This window comes from Streptomyces sp. NPDC006610, assembly GCF_040611575.1.
Taxonomy (GTDB): domain Bacteria; phylum Actinomycetota; class Actinomycetes; order Streptomycetales; family Streptomycetaceae; genus Streptomyces.
The window spans coordinates 55760-77261 of record NZ_JBEXOP010000037.1 but is presented as its reverse complement, the minus strand read 5'-3'; the positions used below and the strand labels follow the sequence as shown (position 1 = coordinate 77261).

Genomic DNA, 21502 nt, shown 5'->3' with positions numbered 1-21502 from the left:
TCCTGGCGCCGCAAGGCCCCGGTGGAGTCCCTGATGCCGCTGCGGCTGGCGAGGTACGGCGTCCCCCTGGCGGACACGGCCCCCGCGGGCCTCGCTGCGGCCGGCATCAACGAGCAGCCCGTCCAGGTCACCGTCGACCGAGTTGAGATGCCCACCTTGAAACAGGTCGACCCCACCGAACGCGTACTGATCGACGCCGAGTCGACCTCATGGGCCGCCTCTACGAGGACAACGGCCGCTGGGTCGTACAAAAGGACGGCCCGCATGCCCTCGGGGATGATGCCGAGGAACACCTCGGCCGCCGGCACGCCGGTCGCATCTCGGCGCGGTGCCATCGGACGGTGCCCTCATGTGCCTTCGCAGGCCCGAGGCCACCATGCCCGCGGCACGCGCCAGGAAGCGAGGGGTGTGCGTGTCCCTCACCGAAGCTTCGGCTGCACGCGCGGCACCTTGGACGTTCATCGCATCCCTGCAGTGGGGGGTTGCGGCGACCACGAGAGCTCAAGTCCGCCGAGGGCGCTTGACCGGCAGTTCAGCCCGGCCCGCAGAGGGAGGTGGACCGGGCAGCCGCGACGTGGCCGACGCAGCGGCGGCGAGGTCCGCGTAGTCGCCGGTGTCAGAGGAGGCTGGCGGTGAAGACGCCGGACGTATTGGTGAGCCCTTGAGACGTGGTGCAGCCAAGGAGATCTGTCGAGGGCAGGATGAAGGTGGCGCTGATGACGTTGCCTGCGTAGTCGCCGGAACTGACTGGTCCGGTCAGGGTGGAGACGACGATGCCGTTGGGCCGGACGGTGATGGCCGCGGTGTAGGTGAATCGGGAGGGGCTGGTTCCCGGATCGGACCAGTCGATGGTTCCGGACCCACTGCTGCTGCCCGTCAGGCAGTTGAGGCTGCCGCTTCCGTTGAAGGTGTAGCTCGCGGCGGTGTGGTTGCCATCGGTGGACACGCAGCCGCCAAGGGTGCCGGTGGAGGAAACGGAGGTGGGAGCGGGCGGCGCATACTTCAGCCCCGGGCTGTAGGTGGTGCTCTGAGCGCCGATCGGACATATCACGCTGCCGCTGGTGGTGGAAGCAGAAGCGGGAGCAGCCATGGCTAAGGCGGAGACGCTGAGTGCCGCAGCGCCTAGGAGCGCGGTGGTGCGCATGTCCTTCTCCTCTGAATTTCGGTGACAAGTGTTGACACTGTCTTCGCGTCCGGCTTCGTGTGCAAGGCGTGTGCGCTGGCTCATGCGAGTGCGCGCCCACGCACGGGTGTGAATGGCGGTGGTCATATCCGGCCAGGCCGCAACGACTTCGTCCCCGACGGGCTCGTCACCGCTGCCATCGCCAACGCCGCCGCCCCTTCTCCGCCCCAGCGCTCGACACCCCGGGCCTGGCGTCCGAGTGCCCGGCCGCGCTCTGAGGTCCCCCGTGACAACAGCACCCCACGGGAAGGCCACGGCGGTGCCCTTGACGGGATCGTGGAAGTGGTTGATCTGGACGCTGCGGCTTCCGTCCTGCACCGCGGCGGGGCCGTGGAACCGGTTCGGGACCATCGGTCTCGTCCGGCCGGCGTTGCTGCCGTCCGCACCGAGACGCACTGCCTCGACGAGGCGCCACCCGCCCACGGACGTCTGCACGTCGGAGGGGTCAACGGCCGGGCCGTCATCGTCCCCACGAATGGCACCGGAGCCTTCCGCCCGCACACGGAGAGGGGGACCAAATCCGCGGGATCACGTCCCCGCCGGACGCGCCAGCGCATCGACGGCTGCGGAGAACAACCCCGGCAGCCGCTGTGCCGCGGGCACCAGCGCCGAGCGGACCGGGGGGATCCTCGTCGCGCCGAGCAGCGCCTGGGTCAGCCAGCGGTGACGCCGGGTGAGCCGTCGCCACTCCCGCTCGTATGCTGCCGGGTCGTTGTCGACGACTGCCCGCACCGCCGCCGAGGCCTGCGCGAGCGCCAGCGCGATGCCCTCACCGGTCAGCGCGTCGACATAACCGGCCGCATCGCCCACGAGCAGCACCCGGCCAGCGGTGCGTGCGTGCGTGTCCTGGCGGAGCGGTCCCGCCCCGCGCACCGGTCCGCTGGACCCGGCGTCGGCCAGCCGTTCTCGCAACTCGGGGAATACGGCGAGGTGGTCGTCGTACGGTCCGTGGCCGGCGGTGAGCACCGCGACGCCGACGAGGTCGTCGCTCACCGGGGTCACGTAGGCCTCCGCGTCACGGGCCCAGTGCACCTCGACGCGATCGCTCCAGGGGGCCAACACGTAGTGGCGGCGCAGCCCGTGTCGCCGGTGTGCCCGACGCGGCCGGTGCAGACCCAGGGACCGGCGGATCGGCGAGTGCAGGCCGTCCGCAGCGGCGAGGTGCCCGGCACGGGTGCCGTCGACCACCACACCGCCCTCGTCCTGCTCGACACGGCGCACCGTGCGCTGCTCGACCCGTACGCCGGCGGCCAGCACCGCCTCCCGCAGCGCCGCGTGCAGGACGGTGCGACGCACCCCGCGGCCCGGCCCTGCCCGGAAGTCGGCGCCGATGCGACGCGGCCCGGAGACGTACGCGATACCCCGCAGGTCGTGTCCCGGCGGGTGCACACCGAGCGCTGCCAGGGCGGCGACGGCACCCGGCATGAGACCTTCGCCGCACGCCTTGTCGACGGTACCGGCGCGCTGCTCCCAGACGGCGACCTCAAGGCCTGCCCGAGCCGCGTGCAGTGCCGTGGCGAGACCCGCCGGTCCGCCACCGGCGACGAGAAGATCCATGCGCCCCTCCTCAGACCAGCCGTGCCAGGGCGGCGTTCTCGACGCGGACGCGGGTGGCGAGCAGGAATCCGTTCAGCACGGTGAAGACGATGGCCGTGACCCAGGCCGAGTGCACCAGCGGGAGCGCGAGCCCTTCGACGACGACGGCAAGGTAGTTCGGGTGGGGCAGCCGGCGGTAGGGGCCGCAGGTCACGCGGGCAGCGCCGGGTACGACGATCACCCTGGTGTTCCATTGCCGGCCCAAGGTGGCGATGCACCACCAGCGCAGCGCCTGCGAGGCCGCGACGAGGGCGAGCATGGCCCAGGCGAGACCCGGTACGAGGTCCGGCCGCCGCACCCATACCTCCACGAGCGCGCCGACCAGCAGGCCCGTGTGCAGCACCACCATGAACGGGTAGTGACCCCGCCCGGCCTCCACGCCGCCCTGTGCGAGGCTGCGGACGGCGTTGCGGTGGGACACGAACAGTTCGGCGACCCGTTCCAGGCCGACGGCCAGGACCAGGACGGTGAACAAGGCTTCGCCGCTCACCTCTCATCCTCCCGGGACGCGCAGCAGCACGAGCTCGGAGCAGAAGCCCGGACCCAGGGCGAGCATGAGCCCGTGGGAGCCGGGCCGCGGAGGGCGGTCGGCGAGCGTGTCCGCCAGGACGTGCAGCACCGAGGAGGAGGACAGGTTGCCGATCCGGCGCAGCGAGTCCCACGTCACCCCCAGGGCGTCACGCTCGATCCGGAGCACTTCCTGCAGTGCTGCCAACACCTTGGGGCCACCGGGGTGCGCGACGTACCAGCCGATGTCGTCGTCGGTGAGGGCGTGGTCGGCGAGGAAGCCGCGAACGTCGTCGCCGACGTACCGGCGCACCAGGTCGGGGACCGAGGAGTCGAGCACGATCCTGAGTCCGCCGGACCCGACGTCCCAGCCCATCATGCGTTCCGAGCCGGGGTAGAGGCGACTGCGCGAGGCGAGGACCTCGGGGCGGGCGGGGTCGTCGGACCGGGCGAGCGGATGCTGGGAACCGACGGCGACCACCGCCGCGGCGCCGTCCCCGAACAGGCCGCTCGCCACGAGATTGGCGAGCGAGGTGTCCTCGCGCTGGAACGTGAGCGAGCACAACTCGACCGACACCAGCACCGCGACCCCGTCGGGGCGGCCGCGCAGCAGGTCGTTCAGGCGTGCGATGCCGGCCGCGCCGGCGACACAGCCGAGGCCGACCAGGGGCATGCGCACCACGTCGGGGCGCAGCCCGATCTCCGCCGCGATGCGGGCTTCGAGCGGGGGGACGGCCAGGCCGGTCACCGTGCACGACACGATGAAGTCGACGTCGGTCGGCGTGAGGCCGGCCTCCTTGAGCGCGTTGACGACCGCGCGGCCGCCCAGTTCGACGCCTGTCCGGATGAAGGCATCGTTCGACTGGCCGAAGTCCCCGAGGCGGGTGTACTCCTCCAGCGCCAGCACGGTGTGCCGGGTTTCGACGCACGTGTTGCGGTGGAACCGTTCGACGACGCCGCGGTCGACCGTGTCCTCAGCCAGTATGTGGGCGAAGAACTCGGTGATCTCTTCCTGTCGGTAGCGGTGCTCGGGCAGGACACCGCAGACACCGAGGACGCGCATGGTCATGCTGGCTCCTGAGGACGGCCGGTCGGACGGACGGGTGTGAGGAGCGCCCGGCCGAGACCGAACGCGACGGTGGGGGTGAGCCGGCCCCCGGCGAGCCCGAGTTCGACGAGGTCGTCGAAGACGCGCTGGTCGGCGGCTGAGGCCCGCAGCCCGGCCTCGAGGACATCGGCGGTGCGGGCGAGCCGGGCGGCCAGCGCGGTGTGGCGCAGATGGGGCAGCAGGATCGGGCGGGTGACGCGGGCATACCGCTCTCCCGCCCGCTCGGGCCGTCCGTCGCGCAGGGCTGCGGCGGCGGCGCGACCGGCCGCGATACCGGTGGCCACGGCGTAGTGAATGCCCTCGCCGGTCAAGGGGTTCACCAGGCAGGCGGCGTCGCCCGCGAGCAGTACGCGGCCGGCCGGAGGACGCCAGCGTGCCGTCGAGAGCGGAAGGAGGTGCCCGGCCCAGTTCCGTCCCTCCTCGGTTGCACCGGGCAGGAGCGCTTCCAGCCGCTCTAACAGCTGGGCGCGGGTCGGCGCCGGCCGGCCTTCATGGAGGACCTCGCCGTACCCGACGTTCGCATGTCCGTCACCGCGGTCGAACGACCAGGCGTACGACGGCTGATGGCGGGTGCCGAACTCGATGACCTGTACGCCTCGCCGCCCGGGTGCGACCGGGGCGTAGCCGCGCAGCGCCAGGGCCACCGGACCGCGAGAGCGGCCGAGCGCGCGTCGGACGACGGAGTGGTCGCCGTCGGCGCCGACCACGACCGCGGCGCGGACTTCCCCGTCAAGGACCACCGCATCGGTGTCCTGCCGCAGATCACGGACCCGGTGCCGCAGGAGGTGGGCGCCCGCGGCGACGGCCGCGTCGACCAGCCGGGCATCGAAGATGCGGCGCGGCACCACCCACGCCGGGCGGGCCGTCCGCCGCTCGACGACCAGGCCGCCCCGGCCGAGGCGGAGGCGCTCGACCGGGACCCGGTCGTCGACGAGACCGGTGACGCGGACCTCGGCGAGGTGGTCGAGGACGTGCGGGGCCACCCCGTCACCGCAGACCTTGTCCCGCGGGAAGCCCGCCCGGTCCAGCAGGGCGACGCGCAGACTCGCGTCGGCGTGCAGCGCGCCCAGGGCGGCGGCGGCACCGGCCGGCCCGGCGCCGACCACCACGAGGTCCCAGCGACTGGAGGTGGGCGCCATCAGCCGGCCGCCACGAGCAGCACGGCATCGAGCAGGGCGACGGCCACCGCGGCCCGGAAGGGAGCACGGCCGTGAGCGACCGCCGTGAGGACCACGAGGAACGCCATCGGGGCGAGGACCGCCGACGCCCATGCCGGAGGGGACCCGGCGGGACCGAGCACGGCCAGCAGCGAGGCGACGGCCAGCAGCACGGCGGCCAGGGTGCGCGAAGGGCGCTCGCCGATCCGGTGCGGCAGTCCGCGGACATCGGTGCGTTCGTCGTCGGCGAGGTCGGGCAGCGTGTTGAGCAGATGTGCCGCGACACCGAGCGCGGCTCCGGCACCGGTCATCCACAGCGGCGCCCAGGCCGGGGCAGGACCGGCGAGGGTGACGACCGAGGGCAGCGTCCCGAACGCGCTGGCGTACGGCATCCACGACCACCGGGTCGATTTGAGCCCCAGGTTGTAGGCGTGGCCCGCGCCGGCGCCGAAGACGACGTTGACCAGCCCGCTGCGCCAGCCGGCGAGCGCGGACAGCACGATGCAGGCGAGTGAGGCCACGGCCAGGGCGCGCACCACCGCGCCGACGGGGAGGGCTCCGGCGACCAAGGGTTTCCCGGCCCGGCAGACGGCACGGTCGCGAGGCAGGTCCCGCAGGTCGTTGCCCCAACCGATCGTGAACTGCCCGGCGAGTACCGCAGCGGTGATGACGGCGGTATCAAGCGGGCCCAGGTCGTTGCGGAGCGCGAGCAGGCCTGCGACGGCGGCGACCGCCAGGGCCGGTCCGCCGTGGGCGGCGGCGAGCAGCGCGACCACGCGCGGCGGTTTGGGAGGCGCCGGTGCTGTGCCGGTGGTCACGGGCGTCGCCGCACAGCGACCGGCCCACGACGGACCGCGTCACCGAGCGCCCCGAGGACGGTGCGTGGGCGCAGCACGGGGGTCCGGCCGGACGCGGCCCCCCTCATGCCCTCGATCACCTCGGCGAGCACCTGCGGGCCGTCCTTGGCCGGGGCCCAGTCGAGCTCCGTGCGCGCACGGGTCGTATCCAGCACCGGCAGCGCGAAGCCCATGTCGAGCCACCCGGTGTCGACCGGTTGCAGGCGCGCGTGCCAGGCGGCCGACATGGCGGCGCGGACCACGGGGGAGGGCACGTGCACCAGCCGGGCGCCGAACGCGTTGGCGATGACCGCCGCGGTCACGGGCGTGTCGGCGGCGAGGTTGAACGGACCTGCCGCGCGCCGGTGCAGCACCGTGACGATCGCCTCGGCGACGTCGTCGGTGTGAACCATCGGGATGGTCAGCCTCCGGTCCATCGGCAGGACCGGCAGCAGCCCCAGCACCTTGGAGGGGACGAGGGCCGGAACGCCGTACCGCGAAAGAGCGCCGCCGGCGGCGCGCTGCCCGACGATTCCCGGCCGAAGGCGGGTGACGAGCGTGCCGGCGCCGGAGGCCTCATACCGGTCGAGGAGACGTTCGGCCGCCGCCTTGTGCCGGCTGTACCGCGAACTGCGCACGCCCCCGGTGGGCCAGGACTCGTTCACCGGACGATCGTCCTTCTTCGGTGAATAGGCGCCGACCGAGGACATGTGGAGCAGGTGCGGGACACCGGTGTCGGCGACGGCCCGGAGCACGCGGCGGGTGCCGCCGACCCCGAGTTCCCTGAGATAGCCGAGATCGTGGGACGGCTGGAAGCCCCACGCCAGGTGGACGACCGCGTCCGCGCCGGTGAACGCCTCGACGAGTGTGCCGTGACAGGCATCGGTGCTGAGGTCCGCCGGGCGCCAGTCGACCCCCCGGCTGTCAGGGCCCTCGGGCAGCCGCCGGGCCAGACCCACGAGGTCGTGCCCGCCCTCGGCACGCAAGCGCCGCACGACGACGGAACCGATGTTCCCGGTCCCCCCGGTGACCACGATGCGCATGCAGGATGCGTTGCCAGTCGTCCCTTCTCTCACACAGGGCACTCCGGCATACGGCGGACACCGGCGTCACCCGGCCGCTGCACTGCGCGTGAGCGTCCTTCGGAGGTGAAGCGACATCGGAGACGACAGCGGCCTCGCCACCGTCGGCCCCTCGCCGCCTACGCCGGTCTGGCACTCGTGACGGGGGTCTCCGGCTCCTCCTTCCGCGGCGAGCACCCCTCCGGGCGCGGCGACAAGCAGCTCGCACGGCCTTCTACCCGCCGCGTTCACCGACCCGTCCGGCAGCGCTCACCTCAGCCCGCTCCTTTCCCGCCCTGGAGCCATGGTTCTGCGGGTTGCCGCGCGGTCTCATCCGTGGGCGATCCCTGACATCCCTCCCTGCACTCTCCTCGCGACCGGACCAGTGAGGAAAGCCGGATGATCGGGCCAGGCGGGTAGGGGTGTCGTCGGGGGACCGGGGCGGGCAGGTGTGGTGCTCGCGCGTCGGCGCTGTGTCGGTCTTGGCGACACCGCACCGGAGGGAGCGGGGGAGCGGACGTCGGCCGTCGATGCCGCGGCGGCCGCTGCGGTCGGTTGTCGGTTGCCGGTTGTGAGGTCCTTGGTGAAGGGGTATTCGACCGGGAAGAACCGTCTCCGCCGGTGAGCGGGAGGCGGCTCGCGGGACGAGGGCACGCGAAACGGCTGGTATTACTGGGGCATGCAGGAAGAGACCGCACGCTCCGCGATCGACACGTTCATCTCCGCGTTCAACGCCTCCGACGACGGCTATGTGACTGCTCTGCTTGCCCAGGCCCTGACCTCGGACGTGGTTCTCTGGGGGCCGCTGGGCCGCAGCGAAGGGATCGCGGCGGTCGAGCGGTTCGTGCTGGACATCCGGCACCACCCAGCGGGGACCGGCACGATGGTGCGCTGCTCAGCGGTGGACATGCCTGATGAGTGGGCCCGATACCAGTGGGTCTTCACCACGCCCAATGGAGGCCCCCGCCTGGCGGGAACGGACGTCGTCCATCTGCGGCGGAGCCTCATCGACCAGATTATCGTCTTTGCTGGGGAGATCGAGGCGTCCGCATCCTGAGTCACCCTTCTGTTGCTGTCCTCCCGCACTCGCCCCGCTCCGGCGCTCGGACCCCACCGCACATCCAACCGTCGGACCACCAACACGGTCGCACGCCCAGTCGAGTTCACCGACGTGCACATCCAGCTCGACCTGCAGAGCATGGGCTCAGCAGTGCAGCAGCGTGGGGCTCTGTGACCGGGAGTCGAACTAGCCAGCGGCGCCCGAGTCGACCGGTTGAACGTTCCACGGCACCAGTCTGAGCCGTCCTGGGGCTATCTGAGCCGTCCTGCGGCTAAAGGTGTCACCAGGGCTGGTGCGGGCACTCCGCAAATGCCCTCTTCGGGTACACCGCCGCGCGAAGGGAAACCCAAGGATGATCCAGAGTGCGGATATCCGTGAGTGGCGCACTCACGACGTCCTCGACGCGGCCGGCCACAAGATCGGCACGCTGGAGGCCGTCTACGTGGACACCAGCACTGACGAGCCCGCTATGGCCACCGTCCAGATCGGGCTGCCCACCCGCCGCCGCCTGGTCTTCGTCCCGTTGAACGGCGCGATCGTGGGGCCGGCCTACGTCAGAGTCGACTACGACCGCTCCCTGGTGAAGAAGTGCCCGGCGATCGGCACTGACGATGTGCTGCCGGCCGAGGACGAGGGGGCGGTGTTCACGCACTACGGCCTGCCCTACCAACCCGGCGCGAACGGTGAGCGGCAGCTCGCCCGCCGCTGACCCCTGATGAGGAGGTGCCTTACGGCATGACGTTTTTCCTGACCCTCGTCATCGCGGCAATCGTGCTGGGCATCATCGGCGTCGTCGCCGAAGGACTGTTCTACCTGCTCATCATCGGAATCGTGGTGCTCGTCGCGGCCCTGGTGCACTTGGGCATGCACATTCGGCGCTCCGGCCGGCATCAGCGTAGGGTTCGCTGAGGCTGGACGACGCCCAACCTATGCCGGGCGGTGCCGACAGCCCGGGCGGCCGGACAGGCTGCCGGCAGGATGGCGTGGTGCGTGTCCCGGGGAAGGCAGTGCCCCCACGCCGGTATGTCGAGTGGGCGGCTTGCCGGCATCGTCCACTCCGGTCCGCCCGTGGCCGGGCAGGACACACCCGGCCGCCTTCCAGTGGACTGCCAGCGTGGAGTGGATCGGTGCGTCCAAGTGAAAGCCGGACGGCCTCACGGCGCTGTCGGCCGGGTCGATCCCGGGCACCGGGCACCGGCGATACGGGCATCGCGGGCATGGCCATACCAACGCGCTGGCCCCCGCTTCGGTCACCTTGCGGTATCGCGCCGCTGGGCGCGGTATGACGGAGTGCTTCAGTCGGCCAACAGGCGGGTCCAGCCGGCCGGTGGGGCCAGGAGCGTGCGGACGTGAGGCTTGCGGGCGTGCAGCCGCACGTGCCCCCGGTGGCCGTGAAGAATGAGGTGGCCGAGGTGTTCGAGTGCCTTGGCGGCGAAGCCGTTCGCCGGGCACATGCCGTCGCCTTTGCCGAAGGGGAGGTAGGAGCGCCGCTGGTCGTCGGTCGGCTGCTCCCAGCGCGTGGGACGGAAGTCCAGTGGACTGTCCCATACGGCCGCCGACCGGTGGATCGCGTGCGTGCCGATCAGGAGGTGCTCGCCCTCGCGGACCTGGACGCCGGCAACCTCATGGTCGGTGGTGGCCACCCGGACCAGGCGCCACGCGGTCGGGTACAGGCGCAGCGCCTCCCTGACCAGCCGATGGACCTGTTCCTGCCGCACCGCCGGGGTGTCGTAGCCGTGCTGGATGCCGAGCATCACCACCCATTCGAGAGTCACACCGGTGAAGCCGACCGTGGACAGGACGAGACGTTGCAGCAGTTGTGCGCGATCCAGGGGTGACAGTTCGCCGGGCAGGCCGAGTACCAGATCGACCAGGTCCTGCACGCCGCCTTCCGGCGCCGGCAGCCGGCCGAGTTGTTCGGCGAGCCCGGCCCGGACGGCGGGCACCGTGCGGTGCGAGCGTCTCAGCACGTGGCCGACGATGTCGTCGGCGACGACGCTCGACGTCACGTAGGTGTCGACGAGCGCGTTGATCTCGGTATGACGCTGGTGCGCGATGACGGGGGCGAAGTACCGCCGGACCAGCTCGACACCCCAGCGCTGGTGCCGCAGACGGCCGCGGCCCTCACTCACCTCACCGAGGGCGGTGCCGAGGTCGAAGGACGACGCGAGATCGTGCCGGGCCAAAACCCTGATCAACTCGCGGGAGGCTTCGCTCCGGACCGCCTGGGGGAGGGGTTTTGGTCCCAAGCGGTAGAAGCCGGACTGGGACAGGTAATTGCCGGCCGAGTCGACCAGGACGTCGCGGGCCGCGTCAGCATCGGCCACAAGGAGGGTTCCGAAGCGGAGCCTGAACGGACCGTCGTGGTCCGCGGCCTGTTCCTCCCACCGTCGCAGGTGCGGCCACAGACTCTTCCTGTCCAGGAACATGGGTCAAACACCCATCTGACGAGGGACAGGACGCGCGATGGCTCGGCCGCTCGTCCCATCCCTTGACGGAGGGCACATCAGGCGTTGCGCCCGTACCTGTCGCCGTACTGGTTGCGACGCGTACGCGCCTCACCGCTGAGCCACCGAAGGCTTCTGGTGATCCATGACATCGTGGCTGCCCTCCCTTGCCGGTCGGAGTCTCCGGCTGCCGAGCGTCAGTCCTGCTGCCCGTAGCCGACGAAGTACCCGTGCCACCGTGCACGCATCTCACCGCTGAGCGCCCGAAGGCTGCTGGTCACCCACGACATCGTCATCCTCCTTGCCCGTCGACGCTTCAGGGTCCTACGACCCGGTACGGCATTTCGCCGTCTGCTGCCGCTCTCGCCGCGCGCGGCCGATTCACGGTGAACCGGCCGATCTCGAGGGCTCGATCAGTCCGTGACGCTACTCCCATGCAGAACCGGATGAACCGCCGGAACCGGCCAAAGACGGTGGTGCGGCCGAGCGGCACAGTGCGCTACGACAGGCCCTCTGCCAGGTCAGCCCCGACCACACGCACAGCGCGAACACTCGCGTTGGCGCGGACGCAGCCTCTCCAGCGACTTACGGGCGGCCGCCAGCCGTTCGCCGAGTCCCCCACGCGTCGCGTGGGGGACTCGGCGAAGTCGGGCGCCGTCTCCTCGTCGCCCCGCGTCCGAGACATCCGGTCGAGGGCGGCCCTGGGCCGCCGGGCGGTCCGTCGGGTGTTGCGCAGCACGTTGGTGGCGATGCCGTACAGCCAGCCCCGCAGCCCGTCGCCCGGTTCGTCCTAGAGGGCCCGTCCCGCTCCGGCTGTTCCCTGTCCGGCAGCAGCCGGTTCCGCAGCCGCCACGCCTCCAAGGAAGGTCAGGGAGACCACGTCCTCGGCCGAGACCGGCGAGTGCGTGATCGCGGTGCCCACCGCGGGCATGGCGGCCATGGTGGGCGACATCGGCAACTGCTCGGGCACCGACGTCGACAAGCTCGAGCGGTTCGCCCTGACGGCGGTCACCGCTGATCAGGTGGACGCGCCGCTGGTCGCCGAGTGCCACGCCAACATCGAGTGCAGGGTGGCGCCAACCTGCTCCGCCCCTACCGCCTGTTCCTCCTGGAGCCGGTCCGGGCGTGGGCCGACCCCTCACAGCCGGCCCTCGAATTGCTCCACCACTGCGGCGACGGCGCCTTCACCGTGGACGGCCCGGTGCTCGACCTGCAGGACCGCATGACCAAGTGGCAGTACCTCCTCTGACCCCTTCCGCTCACGGCAGGGGAGCGGGCCGTGACCGGTGAGGGGATGGCAATCGGCCAGGGCGTGGCCGATCTGCGACTTCACCCGCGAGCCCCACGAAGAATGGGGGGTTGGCACCCGCCCCGGGGGGAACCTTGACCGACCTGCACGAACCGCTGGAACCGCTGGACAGCTACCTCGACGAACTGCCCCCACCCCGCCAGCGCGCGTGAACCTGGTGGGCCTGCTCAGCATCGCCGACGATCTCGCCCGCAGCCTGGCGGCGCTGAAAATCCGCCTCGCTCGTCAGCCCCGAGAAGGCCCGCGAGTACGCAGTGAAGGAGGGAGATCGGCTCCAGGGCACCGCCGTCTACTTCTTCGGCATTGGATACGGCGCCGGCGAACTGGGCGAGAAGGCCGCAAGCAGCGTCCTGAACTAGGAACCGACAAGGGATAACCAGCAGACAGGAGAACTAATGTCATACGGCCAGATCCTTGCCAAGGGCGCCGGGGAGGGCACTCCGCCCTTCTGGATCATTGCTGTCGCCCTGGTGCTCATTGTCGGGGTAGCGTTTTTGGTGAGCAAGGCCCGCAAGAAGTAGTACTCCTTCCCCAGACGGGCAGACCCGGTGCGGTGAGAGTCGCACGCCGGGTTCGGCGAGCGGCACGGAGAGACGGGCTTGTGGACAACACCGGTACCGCGCTCCGTGCCGACTCAACAGAATTCTCCACCCGAGCCGGACGGACGAAGCAGGGCTGCAAAGGTCGCACGTCACCCCGTTTTCCAGGGTGGTCGGCCCGACCCACGCAGCCGGCCACGGCCCCTTGTCCCCCCTCTGCTACCGCCCCGACCACGACCGCGTTTGTCCATTGACCACGCCCGCTACCGGCCACGGTCAGACCGCGGACAAGGGGTCCTTCCTCACGGTGGCTCCGGCCCGTGCGCACATCCGCGCGCGGGCCGGACGACCACCGATCCGGCCGGCAGGCCGGAGGAACGAGGACACCGTGCCCGCACCCGAACGACCCGCCCCTTCCCGCCGCCCCGCACGGTCGCAATCCTGGAGCCCGGCCCCGCAAGCCGTCGCCGCCCGGCCTGGCCGCGCCCGTTGTTCCGGCTGCTGGGCAAGCCCTCGTGAGGTCCTGCCGCTGGCGCTTGCGTTCCCGCTGCCGAAGCCACTTCCGTGCCCGGCAGCCACGCATCCGCCATTCCCCCTTGTCAGCGCGGGTTTCCGGGTCCGTGCCGGATCGTCACAACCCTCCGCTCTCCCTTTGCCCTCGAGTTGGTTGTCGGTGGTGGGGAGATCATCGGGTTCGGGGGCCCGGTCCCCTCCACGGCCGGGGGCCGGCGCCCGGCCGCTGGCCGGTCGCGGACGACGGGAGGGCGAGCCTGATGGCGGGCAAGCGCAAGAAGAACGAGGCGGGATCGAGCAACGACCTGCGCGCGGATGTGCTGCGCATCCTCGGGGTGCTCAAGGCCGCCACCGCCGACCAGATTCAGCGGCTGTCCCTGCCGCACCTGACCTACCGGCACGCCCTCAAGCCGACGGCGGCCAAGCAGAAGGGGCCCGAACCGCCTCCCACCGCGCGGCGGTGAACGACCTGCGGCGTCACGGCCTGGCCGTCGACCGCGGGGCGGTGAGGAGACTCGGCTGCTCACGAAGGACGGTCTGGCCGCCGCGGCGATCGACCTGGGCCGTGAGCTGGAGGAGATGGGCGGCATGCCCAAGAGCGCGGGCCGCTCCGGCGCCTCGCACCCGATGACGGTGAACGAGACGGTCATCGCGCTGATCCGCCCGAAGCCGAACCTGAACAAGGTCATGCGGGAGCCGGCCGAAGCGGTCGCGGGCGCGAGGGCCGCCGTCGAGGCATCCGGCGGGATCGGCACCCTCGCCTCCTACGCCACCGAGGTCGTGCTCCTGGTAAAGGGCATCTGGAAGAACCCCGCGATCGGCAGCGCCCGCGCCGACGTCGTCCTGACCGCCCTGGAGGCCAGGGTACCGCTGCTGTTCATCGAGGTCGACAACTGCACCGAGGAAGCCGTCCTGATCGCGCAGAAGTGGCACGAGTACGCGCGGTTCTTCCAACGGCAGGAGAAAGACACCGACGGCATCGAGAAGCCGATGTGGCGCACCCGCTGGTGGGCACCCGCCGCCGAGGAGTACGAGCAGGTGCACCCGCCGGTCCTGCTCGTCTTCCACCGGGCCGGCCAACGCTCCGCCAAGAACCGGATGGCCAGGGTCGCCGACCTCACCCGCCACCACTGGCAGGGCCGGTGGCATCCCGGAGGCGGTTACCACTCCTACGACCGCTGCATCCCGATCGTGGCGACCACGCTTCAGGAGCTGCGCGAGCACGGCCTGGCCGGGCCCGCCTTCTGGCGCTTCGGCCGCGACCACCGCCAGCCGCTGCTGGACGCCATCGGCAACGCCCGCCGGGACGCCTACCTCGCCCGCCGCCGCCAGGCCGCCCGGGAAGAACAGCTTGAAACAGCCTCAGGCGAAGCAGGGCATCTACGACATGGAGACACCGTGCTAAGCCTTGCCAACCAACCCTGTGTGATCATCTCCGCATGACACCTGGCCGGATCATCTTCCTTAACGGCACGTCCAGCTCCGGAAAGTCGAGTATTGCCCGGGAACTGCTGCACATCCTGGACGACGGTGTCTTCTTCCACTTGGCAGTGGACACATTCAACGCAATGCGCACCCAGCGGGCCCTCAACCCCGAGGAGCTCGACGCTGTGCTGAGACGGACCAGGATGGGCTTCCACCGCTCGATCGCAGCCATGGCTGAGTCGGGCAACGACGTCGTGGTTGACCACGTCTTCAGTGAGCGATGGCGGCTACTCGATTGCCTGGAAGTGCTGCGTCCCGAGGATGTGCTGTTCGTAGGCGTCCACTGTCAGCCGGATGAGCTCGCCCGCCGCGAGCAGGCTCGGGGTGATCGCCCCAGAGGCTTGGCAGAGCACCAATTCGACCTGGTCCACAGCCACGGCGACTACGACCTGGAGTGCGATACCAGCACTGCCAGCCCGCGTGAGTGCGCCCAGCAGATCAAGGAATTCCTTCCACTCCGCCCGACCCCCACGGCGTTCACCCGCCTCCGCGCACGGTATCTGTCGGATGGCACGAGGATGATCAGCTAGCCCGCGATGAAGGGTCCTCCGTTCTGTTGCGGGACGCGGCAGGTCCATATGCGTGATGAGCAGCGTCTTCTTTGCACCTGACTGCCTGAGAGCAACAGAACAGAGTGGAGACAGAACCGACGTCATGTCCGTGTCCTGCCTCGAGCGCAGCAGTACCCGGCCTCCGGCGTGGACGGCGAGCTGGGCGCGGTAGCCGTCCCGCTTCGGCTCCGTGGCACACCCGGCTGGCAGGGCGGGGCTGTTCGCGGCCGCGGTCAGCATCGGCTGAGGCAGGGACCACGTCATGGAGGATGCCTTCCACGCCGGCCGCTCGGGGTGCGGTGAGCCGGGCCCGGTCACCCGGCGGGCCGGTCGGCGCCGCCGAGAGGGTGCGGAGGTGGGGTCAGTCGAGGATGCCGAGGGCGGTATCGGGTCGGCAGTGGATGCAGGTCGGCACCTGGTGGCGGAGGGCCTGCATCGCCTGGTCGCGGCTCACCGGGCGGCATCGCCCGCTATTGGTTGCGGCCCAGCAGTCGCCCCGGTGAACCGAGTCGGCGTTGCGCTTGTTCAGCCCGTGCTGCAGGCGCCATTCCGCCGGCGGCGGGCTCATGTCTTCGCCGCGGCGCCGTTCGGTCTCGCGTCGTTTTCCCGCCGCGATCCAGTGGTCGATCTGGGCGAGTGCCGCCGTGGCCTGCTGGACCACGACGCGGCGGGCGAAGTGGAGCAGCTGGAGCCGCGACGGTTCATCGTTCACCCGTTCGGTTGTAGGCGTCCGGAGGACTGCGGGTCTCGGGTGTCCTGTGACACCGCACCTTGACTGATTCCCGCCGAAGGTTGACGAACTGCCGTTTGTGCCACTGAAGATTGACCTCTCAGGTGGCGAGGGGGGGGTGCCTCTATGTCTTTCGTCAAGCGAGGCGTGGGGGTCTGGGTTCGTAGAAGGTGCCGTCGCGGAGCATCGCGAACAGGACGTTGATCCGCTGGCGGGCCAAGCGGAGAAGGGCTTGCGTGTGGGTCTTTCCTCTGGCCCGGCATTTGTCGTAGTAGGTGCGGGAGGCGGGATCGTGCAGGGCAGCGAACGCGGACAGGAACATCGCACGTTTGAGCTGCCGGTTGCCGCCTCGGGGCGCGTGTTCGCCGTGGATCGAGGTCCCCGAGGACTTCGTGGTCGGGGCGAGGCCGGCGTAGGAGGCGAGGTGGGCGGCGGTGGGGAAGCTGGTGCCGTCGCCGACGGTGACCAGGAGTGCGGCGGCGGTCCTGACGCCGACGCCGGGCAGCGACGTCAGGACCTTGGAAAGAGGGTGGTCCTCCAGCAGGACTGCGATCTGGGCTTCTGCCGCCCGCCTTTGTTCGTGAACGGCGCCGAGCGAGCGGGCCAGCGACGGGATCACGACGTCCAGCGTGCCGGTGCCCGGGACCACGACGGTCTGCTCGTCGAGCGCCTCGAAGACGTCGTCGATCAGCCGCTTCGCCATGCGCGGGGCCTTGGGCCGGACCACCTCAACCAGCCTGCGGCGTCCGGCTTTTCGCAGCGCGGCCGGGGATCCGTAGCGTTCCAGCAGCCAGGTGACCGCCTGGTGATCCAGACGCGGGCCCAGGACTCGTTCCAGGGACGGGTGGAACTGGGTGAGCAGGCCCCGGATCCGGTTGCTGGTGCGGGTGGCCTCGGCCGCCAGGTCCTGGTCGAAGCCGACGAGGACGGTGAGCTCGGCGGTGATCTCGTCGGTCAGCTCCAGCGAACGCAGGGTGTGCGGCATGGTGCGGGCGGCGTCCGCGATGACGGCTGCGTCGCGGGCGTCGGTCTTCGCCTCGCCCGGGTAGAGGTCAGCGATCCGCCGCATCGACAGGCCCGGTAGATAGGCGACCTGGCAGCCCGTGTCGCGGGCCACCGTCAGCGGCAGAGCGCCGATCGAGGCCGGCTGGTCCACGACGACCAGGACGGTGCCGAACTTCTCGCGGAGCTTGTCGAAGACCTGCCTCAGCTTCGGTTCGGTGTTGGGCAGCTGCTTGTCGAAGACCTTCTTGCCGGCCGGAGTGAGTCCGTGTCCGTGGTGAGCGCTCTTCCCGACATCCAGGCCCAGGAAGACGCCTATGTCGTCGTACTCGTTCAAGCCGTCCTCCCGAACGGGGCGTGTGGTGCTGGCCTGGGCGTTGGCGTCGTGCGCGCATCCACGTTATGCAGACCTGTCGCCCGTGTACGGCCGGGCATTGCGCTCGGCCGGGCGGTAGTCGGACCTCTCATCAGCGTCTCCAACGGCGCCTCTCGGGCCCGGTGGCACCACCCCCCAGGTCATCGGTTCGACAGGGGGGACCAGTCATGCCGGGCCCGGAGGCCAGCGGTCCTCTTGCAGGACCGCGGAAAACATAACGGGGGGGGCGGCCTGCGATTTGTCGGTGGCCGCGGCGATACTGCGGTGGTTGGTCAGCAAAGGGGCAAATGGTGGAGAAGCTGCTTGGGCAGGAGATCCTGGTCATGGTCAGCTGGTCGGTCTGGGTGCACTGAGCGACGCCGAGTTGCCACGGCTACCTGGTGTCTACCTCGTCAGGCAGGGTGCGGCCGGCCCCGTGGTGTATGTGGGCATGGCCGGGGAGCGGTCGGGCCAGGGGCTCCGGAGCAGGTTGCGGCGTTACACCGATGGCAGAGTTCTGGCTTCCGGCCTCGGTGAAGCGGTCTTCGACCGGGCGCTGGCGGATGCCAGCTGGTTGCGCGAGCGGCTGGTCGAAGTCGAAACAGGCCGACCCAAGCGGGCGACCGACTGGGGCAAGGCCGCGCTGGCTTGGGCGGACCTCCATGTCTGTTGGGCCGTCACTGAGAGCGGTGAAGCGGCAGATGCACTGGAAAAGAAGGTGCTGGCGCTGGAGACCGTGGATTGGTGGAACCGCGACCGCTAATCTTTGGGCCACCCGGACGTCCGGGTGGCCGGCCCGCAGCGTCGTTGCGTTCGACCTTTCGTAGCAACCGGACAAAGTTCGCAGGCACAAGCTCAAGCTTCGATAGCACAGGACACCGGGCGAAGTGGTCCGGCCGTTCGGTCACTGGGCCCCACTGGTAAGGAACGCACGGATCTGAGCGGCGAGGTGCTGCATGTCTTCGCCTGCTGCGTGCACCGTTGTGGTCTCGAAGTGCCATACCTCGGCGGGCGCCCGGTCGTGGATACCCCATGTCAGGTGAACGTGGCCACCGGATCGGTGTTCTGCAGAGAGAGTCAGGTCGTATTCGAGGGAGTGCCAGGTTTGTGCTCCCTCCCAGCCGCGGAAGTCCTCTGCCAGTGAGAAGAGGAAGGAGCCGAGGCCGTCGCCGTCCCAGGTGCGCACCGAGGTTTCGACGCTTACCCGGCGGCCGCGCGCTCGCACGATGAAGTCGAGGGTCGGCTCATCGCTGTACGGTCGGGTGGGTTCGCAGAACAGCAGGCGCACCGCTTGCCCTCCGAGTTCTCCCACACGGACGGTCAGGCTCTCAGGAGCATCGTCTGTGATCACTCAGCCAGATTAGGAGCCCCGCGCGCCAACCCGCGCGGTGGTCCAACTTCGACGGCAATCGGTCCAAGTTCGCTGTCACGAGACATCGGGCGGGAAGTGCCGCGGGAGGCTGCCGGGTCAGGAACGCGTGTCGAGATGGCGCACGCCCGGGCCCCACTTCTCTTTCGCTGCTGCCATGCACCACTGGCACAATGGGCTGCCGCCGTGGCCGTATTTGTGGGTTTTGCGCTGGCAAGGTGGCGCAGGGGCCGACGAGGTCGCCGGAGCAGACGAGTGCGGAGGGGTCGGGCTCGGATGCCGAGCAGGAGCGGGCGGTGCGGAGGTGTACGACCGGATGCTGGCTGCGGAGGCGAAGGCGTACCGGACAGCGTCGACGGCGGGCACGGGTGTGGGGCGGTACGCCGCCTACAAGGCGCTGGCGGCGATCCGCACGGACGTCGACAACCTGAAGGCCGTCGACGCGGTCGTGACGGGGAAGGTCGGCCACGACGTGAAGGTGACGAAGCTCGACCTGGAGGCGAAGGTGGCGACGGCGACGCTGACCGACTGCGTGGACCTCTCCCGCTACCGCACCGTCAAGGCGGGCAAGGAGGTCCCGCTGCCGGCCGGGCAGCCGCTGCGCTACGTGATGACGGTGAGCGCGGAGCGCTGGGACGGCGGTCGCTGGATGATCACCGAGATCTCCACGGACGGCTCGGCATGCTGATCCCGCGCCCGCGCACGCGCTGGGTGCGGGTGGCGGTGGCCGGGGCCGCGGTGCTCCCGGCGGCCGCCGCGGCACCGGCCGCTCACGCCGACGGAGGCGGCCGCGGGGTGGGCCCCAACTGCTCCGCGCTGACGCTGTTCGTGAAGGTCTGCGCCGGCGGCGGCAGCACCTTGGGCGGGTCCGGCGGAGCCCAGCGCTCGCCCGGCTCCCGGCCGCCCGCTTCTTCCAACTGGGAATCGTAGGCGGCGTCGGACGCGCCGAAGTGCTCCTCACCCGCATGTCGCCGCAGCCGCTGGAGGGCAGCATCAGCTACCGTCCCGGCCGGCCGGGCGAGAACGGCGCGGTTTACGAGGTGCGGTGTGAGGGCGGGCGGACGGTGTGGAGGTGGCTGCCCGACGGCGCCGCCCCCGGGGCTCCCGCGATCGACCCGGCCGTGGTCGCCCGTCGTGCGGTGGACCGGATGAAGCTGGCCGGCCCGGACATCGCCAGTCCGCGCGCGGTCGGGAGGTATCTGGTGTGGATGCCGATGTGGATGTGGGTCCGCCCCGGCACGGCCACGTATGGGTCGGTGTCGGTGTCGGTGTCGGCGAGCGCGGGCGGCATGACCGTCTACGCCACCGCCCGCGTCACGGCCGTCCGCTGGGACATGGGCGACGGCGTGACGGTGACGTGCACCGGTCCCGGCACCCCCTACCGGGCAAGTGCCGGCGCTGCCGCCTTCCCGGACTGCGGGCACGCTGCACCCGCACCTCCGGGCCGTGGTTGGGGTTGGGCAGGGTCGTGGTCGGGGTGGCTGCGCACTCCGATGCGCAAGGGCTGTGCAGCCGGGGTGTGCGGTGCGCGGGCGGCTGTCGCCGGTGCGCACCGGGTTGGTGTGTGCGCAGTGAACTGTCGCCATCTTGAAGTCGCAGGTAAAAGGGCTGGTGTGACCGGCTCACGGGGTGCTCGCGCTGGTCATGGGCGGCGGGCTGCTGTGTAGATCATCTGTCGGCTCGAGTTTCAACCTCCGTGGTATTGGCACGGCTGGTCGATGGTGGGTTTGCTGGGGATGCGATCATGATCGAGTCGTGTTCATTCGCCCGTGAGGTGATTTTTTGAGGAAGGTGGCGCTGCGTTCCCACGCACTGTTGCCTCGGCAGTACGACCACCAGAAGGTCCTGGCGACCACAGTGGACGCCTGGGGCCGGGCTCTCTGGTTGATCTGCCCCGATGCGGAACTCCAACCAAGTTCGTTTGGCAGGGCCTACCCCCAGCCACGCACCCGGCCCTACGATGCGCTCCTCGTCATCAATAGCGGCGGCACAGTCCGGGAACAGCTCCTGCGTGGTGTGAGCTTGCGGGTGACCCGGTTGGACGCGTTGCCCAATGACCGGTTGGTCCTGGAAGGCTCCGGTGACGCGAGGGAGCACAATGCTCAGATATACGGGCCTGACGGCCGACGCCGCCGAAGCTTCGCCATGGGGCGTGCGGTCGAGTACCTGATGGCGGACCGGCGGCACCATGTATGGAGTGCCTACTTCGACGAAGGCGTTTACGTCGACCCGATCAGCGCCGCCGGCCTGGTGCGCTGGGACAGCGGCGGCAACCAGCAGTGGGGGTACACGCCTCCGGAGGGCATCGAGTACATCGACACGGTCTATGCCTTCAATGTTGACGACGGTGTCGCGTGGGCCAGCTACTACCCGACTTTCCCGCTGCTTGAGGCCCGGACCGACGGTCAGATCCGGCTACGGAGGACTCCCGTGGTCGCTCCTGCGGGTATGGCTGTGCACGAGAAGCAGATCGTCATGCTCGGCGGCAACCGGCAACCAGACCGCCTGCATCGTTGCCGCATGACAGAGCATGAGGTTCTACTGATAGAGGAAGCCTGCCTCACCCTCCCCAACGGTGCACCGCTCAAGCGGTACGCACGCCCTATCGGACGAGGCCGGCACTTGTACCTGCGAGGCGCATCGCTCAGGCAGTGGTACGTGATGAGTATCTAGGCTGCTCCAAGTGCTCTCAGG

General features: G+C 70.3%; 25 protein-coding genes and 1 pseudogene. 13 read left to right on the top strand and 13 right to left on the bottom strand.

Annotated elements, in window-relative coordinates:
- The 8 genes from ABZY13_RS26035 to ABZY13_RS26000 all read right to left on the bottom strand — a co-directional run.
- Window positions 1-335, bottom strand: a 335-nt coding sequence (locus tag ABZY13_RS26035; RefSeq protein ID WP_356634806.1) for a hypothetical protein, incomplete at its 3' end; no start/stop codon positions are given.
- Between the two features lie 281 nt (window positions 336-616).
- Window positions 617-1144, bottom strand: coding sequence for a hypothetical protein (locus ABZY13_RS26030; protein ID WP_356634794.1), 528 nt, complete (start codon window positions 1142-1144; stop codon window positions 617-619).
- 567 nt (window positions 1145-1711) lie between these two features.
- Complete coding sequence (locus tag ABZY13_RS26025) at window positions 1712-2740, bottom strand: NAD(P)/FAD-dependent oxidoreductase (protein ID WP_356634792.1); 1029 nt, start codon at window positions 2738-2740, stop codon at window positions 1712-1714.
- Between the two features lie 10 nt (window positions 2741-2750).
- On the bottom strand, window positions 2751-3269 hold the full coding sequence (locus ABZY13_RS26020) for an isoprenylcysteine carboxylmethyltransferase family protein (protein ID WP_356634790.1): 519 nt from the start codon (window positions 3267-3269) through the stop codon (window positions 2751-2753).
- A gap of 3 nt (window positions 3270-3272) precedes the next feature.
- Window positions 3273-4355, bottom strand: coding sequence for a 3-oxoacyl-[acyl-carrier-protein] synthase III C-terminal domain-containing protein (locus tag ABZY13_RS26015; protein WP_356634788.1), 1083 nt, complete (start codon window positions 4353-4355; stop codon window positions 3273-3275).
- Window positions 4352-5533, bottom strand: a complete 1182-nt coding sequence (locus ABZY13_RS26010; RefSeq protein ID WP_356634786.1) for a geranylgeranyl reductase family protein — start codon at window positions 5531-5533, stop codon at window positions 4352-4354. The genes ABZY13_RS26015 and ABZY13_RS26010 overlap by 4 nt, the downstream gene beginning before the upstream one ends.
- Complete coding sequence (locus ABZY13_RS26005; protein ID WP_356634784.1) at window positions 5533-6369, bottom strand: UbiA family prenyltransferase; 837 nt, start codon at window positions 6367-6369, stop codon at window positions 5533-5535. The genes ABZY13_RS26010 and ABZY13_RS26005 overlap by 1 nt, the downstream gene beginning before the upstream one ends.
- Window positions 6366-7430 carry an NAD-dependent epimerase/dehydratase family protein gene (locus tag ABZY13_RS26000; protein ID WP_356634782.1) on the bottom strand — a complete coding sequence of 355 codons (1065 nt, stop codon included), beginning with the start codon at window positions 7428-7430 and terminating at the stop codon, window positions 6366-6368. Before ABZY13_RS26000 ends, ABZY13_RS26005 begins: the two co-directional genes overlap by 4 nt.
- Window positions 7431-8127: 697 nt before the next feature.
- Between ABZY13_RS26000 and ABZY13_RS25995 the strand changes: the two genes are divergently transcribed.
- The 3 genes from ABZY13_RS25995 (at window position 8128) to ABZY13_RS25985 (ending at window position 9417) form a co-directional block, all read left to right on the top strand.
- Window positions 8128-8505 carry a nuclear transport factor 2 family protein gene (locus ABZY13_RS25995; RefSeq protein WP_356634780.1) on the top strand — a complete coding sequence of 126 codons (378 nt, stop codon included), beginning with the start codon at window positions 8128-8130 and terminating at the stop codon, window positions 8503-8505.
- A 355-nt stretch (window positions 8506-8860) separates the two neighbouring features.
- Window positions 8861-9217 (top strand): PRC-barrel domain-containing protein, encoded by a 357-nt coding sequence (locus ABZY13_RS25990; RefSeq protein ID WP_356634778.1) that lies wholly within the window; start codon window positions 8861-8863, stop codon window positions 9215-9217.
- A gap of 26 nt (window positions 9218-9243) precedes the next feature.
- Window positions 9244-9417 (top strand): hypothetical protein, encoded by a 174-nt coding sequence (locus ABZY13_RS25985; protein WP_356634776.1) that lies wholly within the window; start codon window positions 9244-9246, stop codon window positions 9415-9417.
- Window positions 9418-9803: 386 nt separating this feature from the next.
- Here the strand turns inward: ABZY13_RS25985 and ABZY13_RS25980 are convergent, their stop codons facing one another.
- Complete coding sequence (locus tag ABZY13_RS25980) at window positions 9804-10835, bottom strand: cytochrome P450 (RefSeq protein WP_356634774.1); 1032 nt, start codon at window positions 10833-10835, stop codon at window positions 9804-9806.
- 1049 nt (window positions 10836-11884) lie between these two features.
- On the opposite strand from ABZY13_RS25980, the pseudogene ABZY13_RS25975 reads away from it, so the two are divergent.
- From ABZY13_RS25975 to ABZY13_RS25950, 6 genes and pseudogenes are all read left to right on the top strand, one after another.
- A pseudogene (locus tag ABZY13_RS25975) lies at window positions 11885-11977 on the top strand (flavin reductase family protein); the annotation flags it as partial.
- Between the two features lie 41 nt (window positions 11978-12018).
- Entirely contained in the window at window positions 12019-12204 is a 186-nt protein-coding gene (locus ABZY13_RS25970; RefSeq protein WP_356634804.1) for a hypothetical protein, read from the top strand.
- A gap of 455 nt (window positions 12205-12659) precedes the next feature.
- Window positions 12660-12785 (top strand): hypothetical protein, encoded by a 126-nt coding sequence (locus tag ABZY13_RS25965; protein ID WP_356634772.1) that lies wholly within the window; start codon window positions 12660-12662, stop codon window positions 12783-12785.
- Window positions 12786-13576: 791 nt separating this feature from the next.
- Window positions 13577-13780 (top strand): hypothetical protein, encoded by a 204-nt coding sequence (locus ABZY13_RS25960; RefSeq protein ID WP_356634770.1) that lies wholly within the window; start codon window positions 13577-13579, stop codon window positions 13778-13780.
- Between the two features lie 124 nt (window positions 13781-13904).
- On the top strand, window positions 13905-14759 hold the full coding sequence (locus ABZY13_RS25955; protein ID WP_356634768.1) for a replication-relaxation family protein: 855 nt from the start codon (window positions 13905-13907) through the stop codon (window positions 14757-14759).
- A complete protein-coding gene (locus ABZY13_RS25950; protein ID WP_356634766.1) occupies window positions 14756-15331 on the top strand; it encodes an AAA family ATPase in 576 nt (191 codons plus the stop codon). The genes ABZY13_RS25955 and ABZY13_RS25950 overlap by 4 nt, the downstream gene beginning before the upstream one ends.
- Window positions 15332-15713: 382 nt before the next feature.
- Here the strand turns inward: ABZY13_RS25950 and ABZY13_RS25945 are convergent, their stop codons facing one another.
- Both ABZY13_RS25945 and ABZY13_RS25940 read right to left on the bottom strand, forming a co-directional pair.
- Window positions 15714-16064, bottom strand: a complete 351-nt coding sequence (locus tag ABZY13_RS25945; RefSeq protein ID WP_356634764.1) for a DUF6233 domain-containing protein — start codon at window positions 16062-16064, stop codon at window positions 15714-15716.
- Between the two features lie 154 nt (window positions 16065-16218).
- A complete protein-coding gene (locus tag ABZY13_RS25940) occupies window positions 16219-17421 on the bottom strand; it encodes an IS110 family transposase (protein ID WP_356634762.1) in 1203 nt (400 codons plus the stop codon).
- Window positions 17422-17704: 283 nt separating this feature from the next.
- On the opposite strand from ABZY13_RS25940, the gene ABZY13_RS25935 reads away from it, so the two are divergent.
- Window positions 17705-18202 carry a hypothetical protein gene (locus ABZY13_RS25935; RefSeq protein ID WP_356634760.1) on the top strand — a complete coding sequence of 166 codons (498 nt, stop codon included), beginning with the start codon at window positions 17705-17707 and terminating at the stop codon, window positions 18200-18202.
- 141 nt (window positions 18203-18343) lie between these two features.
- Here the strand turns inward: ABZY13_RS25935 and ABZY13_RS25930 are convergent, their stop codons facing one another.
- Complete coding sequence (locus ABZY13_RS25930) at window positions 18344-18727, bottom strand: DUF6228 family protein (protein WP_356634798.1); 384 nt, start codon at window positions 18725-18727, stop codon at window positions 18344-18346.
- A 397-nt stretch (window positions 18728-19124) separates the two neighbouring features.
- Between ABZY13_RS25930 and ABZY13_RS25925 the strand changes: the two genes are divergently transcribed.
- The gene (locus tag ABZY13_RS25925) at window positions 19125-19496 is read left to right on the top strand and encodes a hypothetical protein (protein ID WP_356634758.1); all 372 of its coding nucleotides are present in this window, start codon (window positions 19125-19127) and stop codon (window positions 19494-19496) included.
- Window positions 19490-19738 (top strand): hypothetical protein, encoded by a 249-nt coding sequence (locus ABZY13_RS25920; protein WP_356634756.1) that lies wholly within the window; start codon window positions 19490-19492, stop codon window positions 19736-19738. Before ABZY13_RS25925 ends, ABZY13_RS25920 begins: the two co-directional genes overlap by 7 nt.
- Before the next feature lie 103 nt (window positions 19739-19841).
- Here the strand turns inward: ABZY13_RS25920 and ABZY13_RS25915 are convergent, their stop codons facing one another.
- Complete coding sequence (locus ABZY13_RS25915) at window positions 19842-20099, bottom strand: hypothetical protein (RefSeq protein WP_356634754.1); 258 nt, start codon at window positions 20097-20099, stop codon at window positions 19842-19844.
- Between the two features lie 500 nt (window positions 20100-20599).
- Between ABZY13_RS25915 and ABZY13_RS25910 the strand changes: the two genes are divergently transcribed.
- Complete coding sequence (locus ABZY13_RS25910; RefSeq protein ID WP_356634752.1) at window positions 20600-21481, top strand: hypothetical protein; 882 nt, start codon at window positions 20600-20602, stop codon at window positions 21479-21481.
- The last annotated feature ends 21 nt before the right edge of the window (window positions 21482-21502 follow it).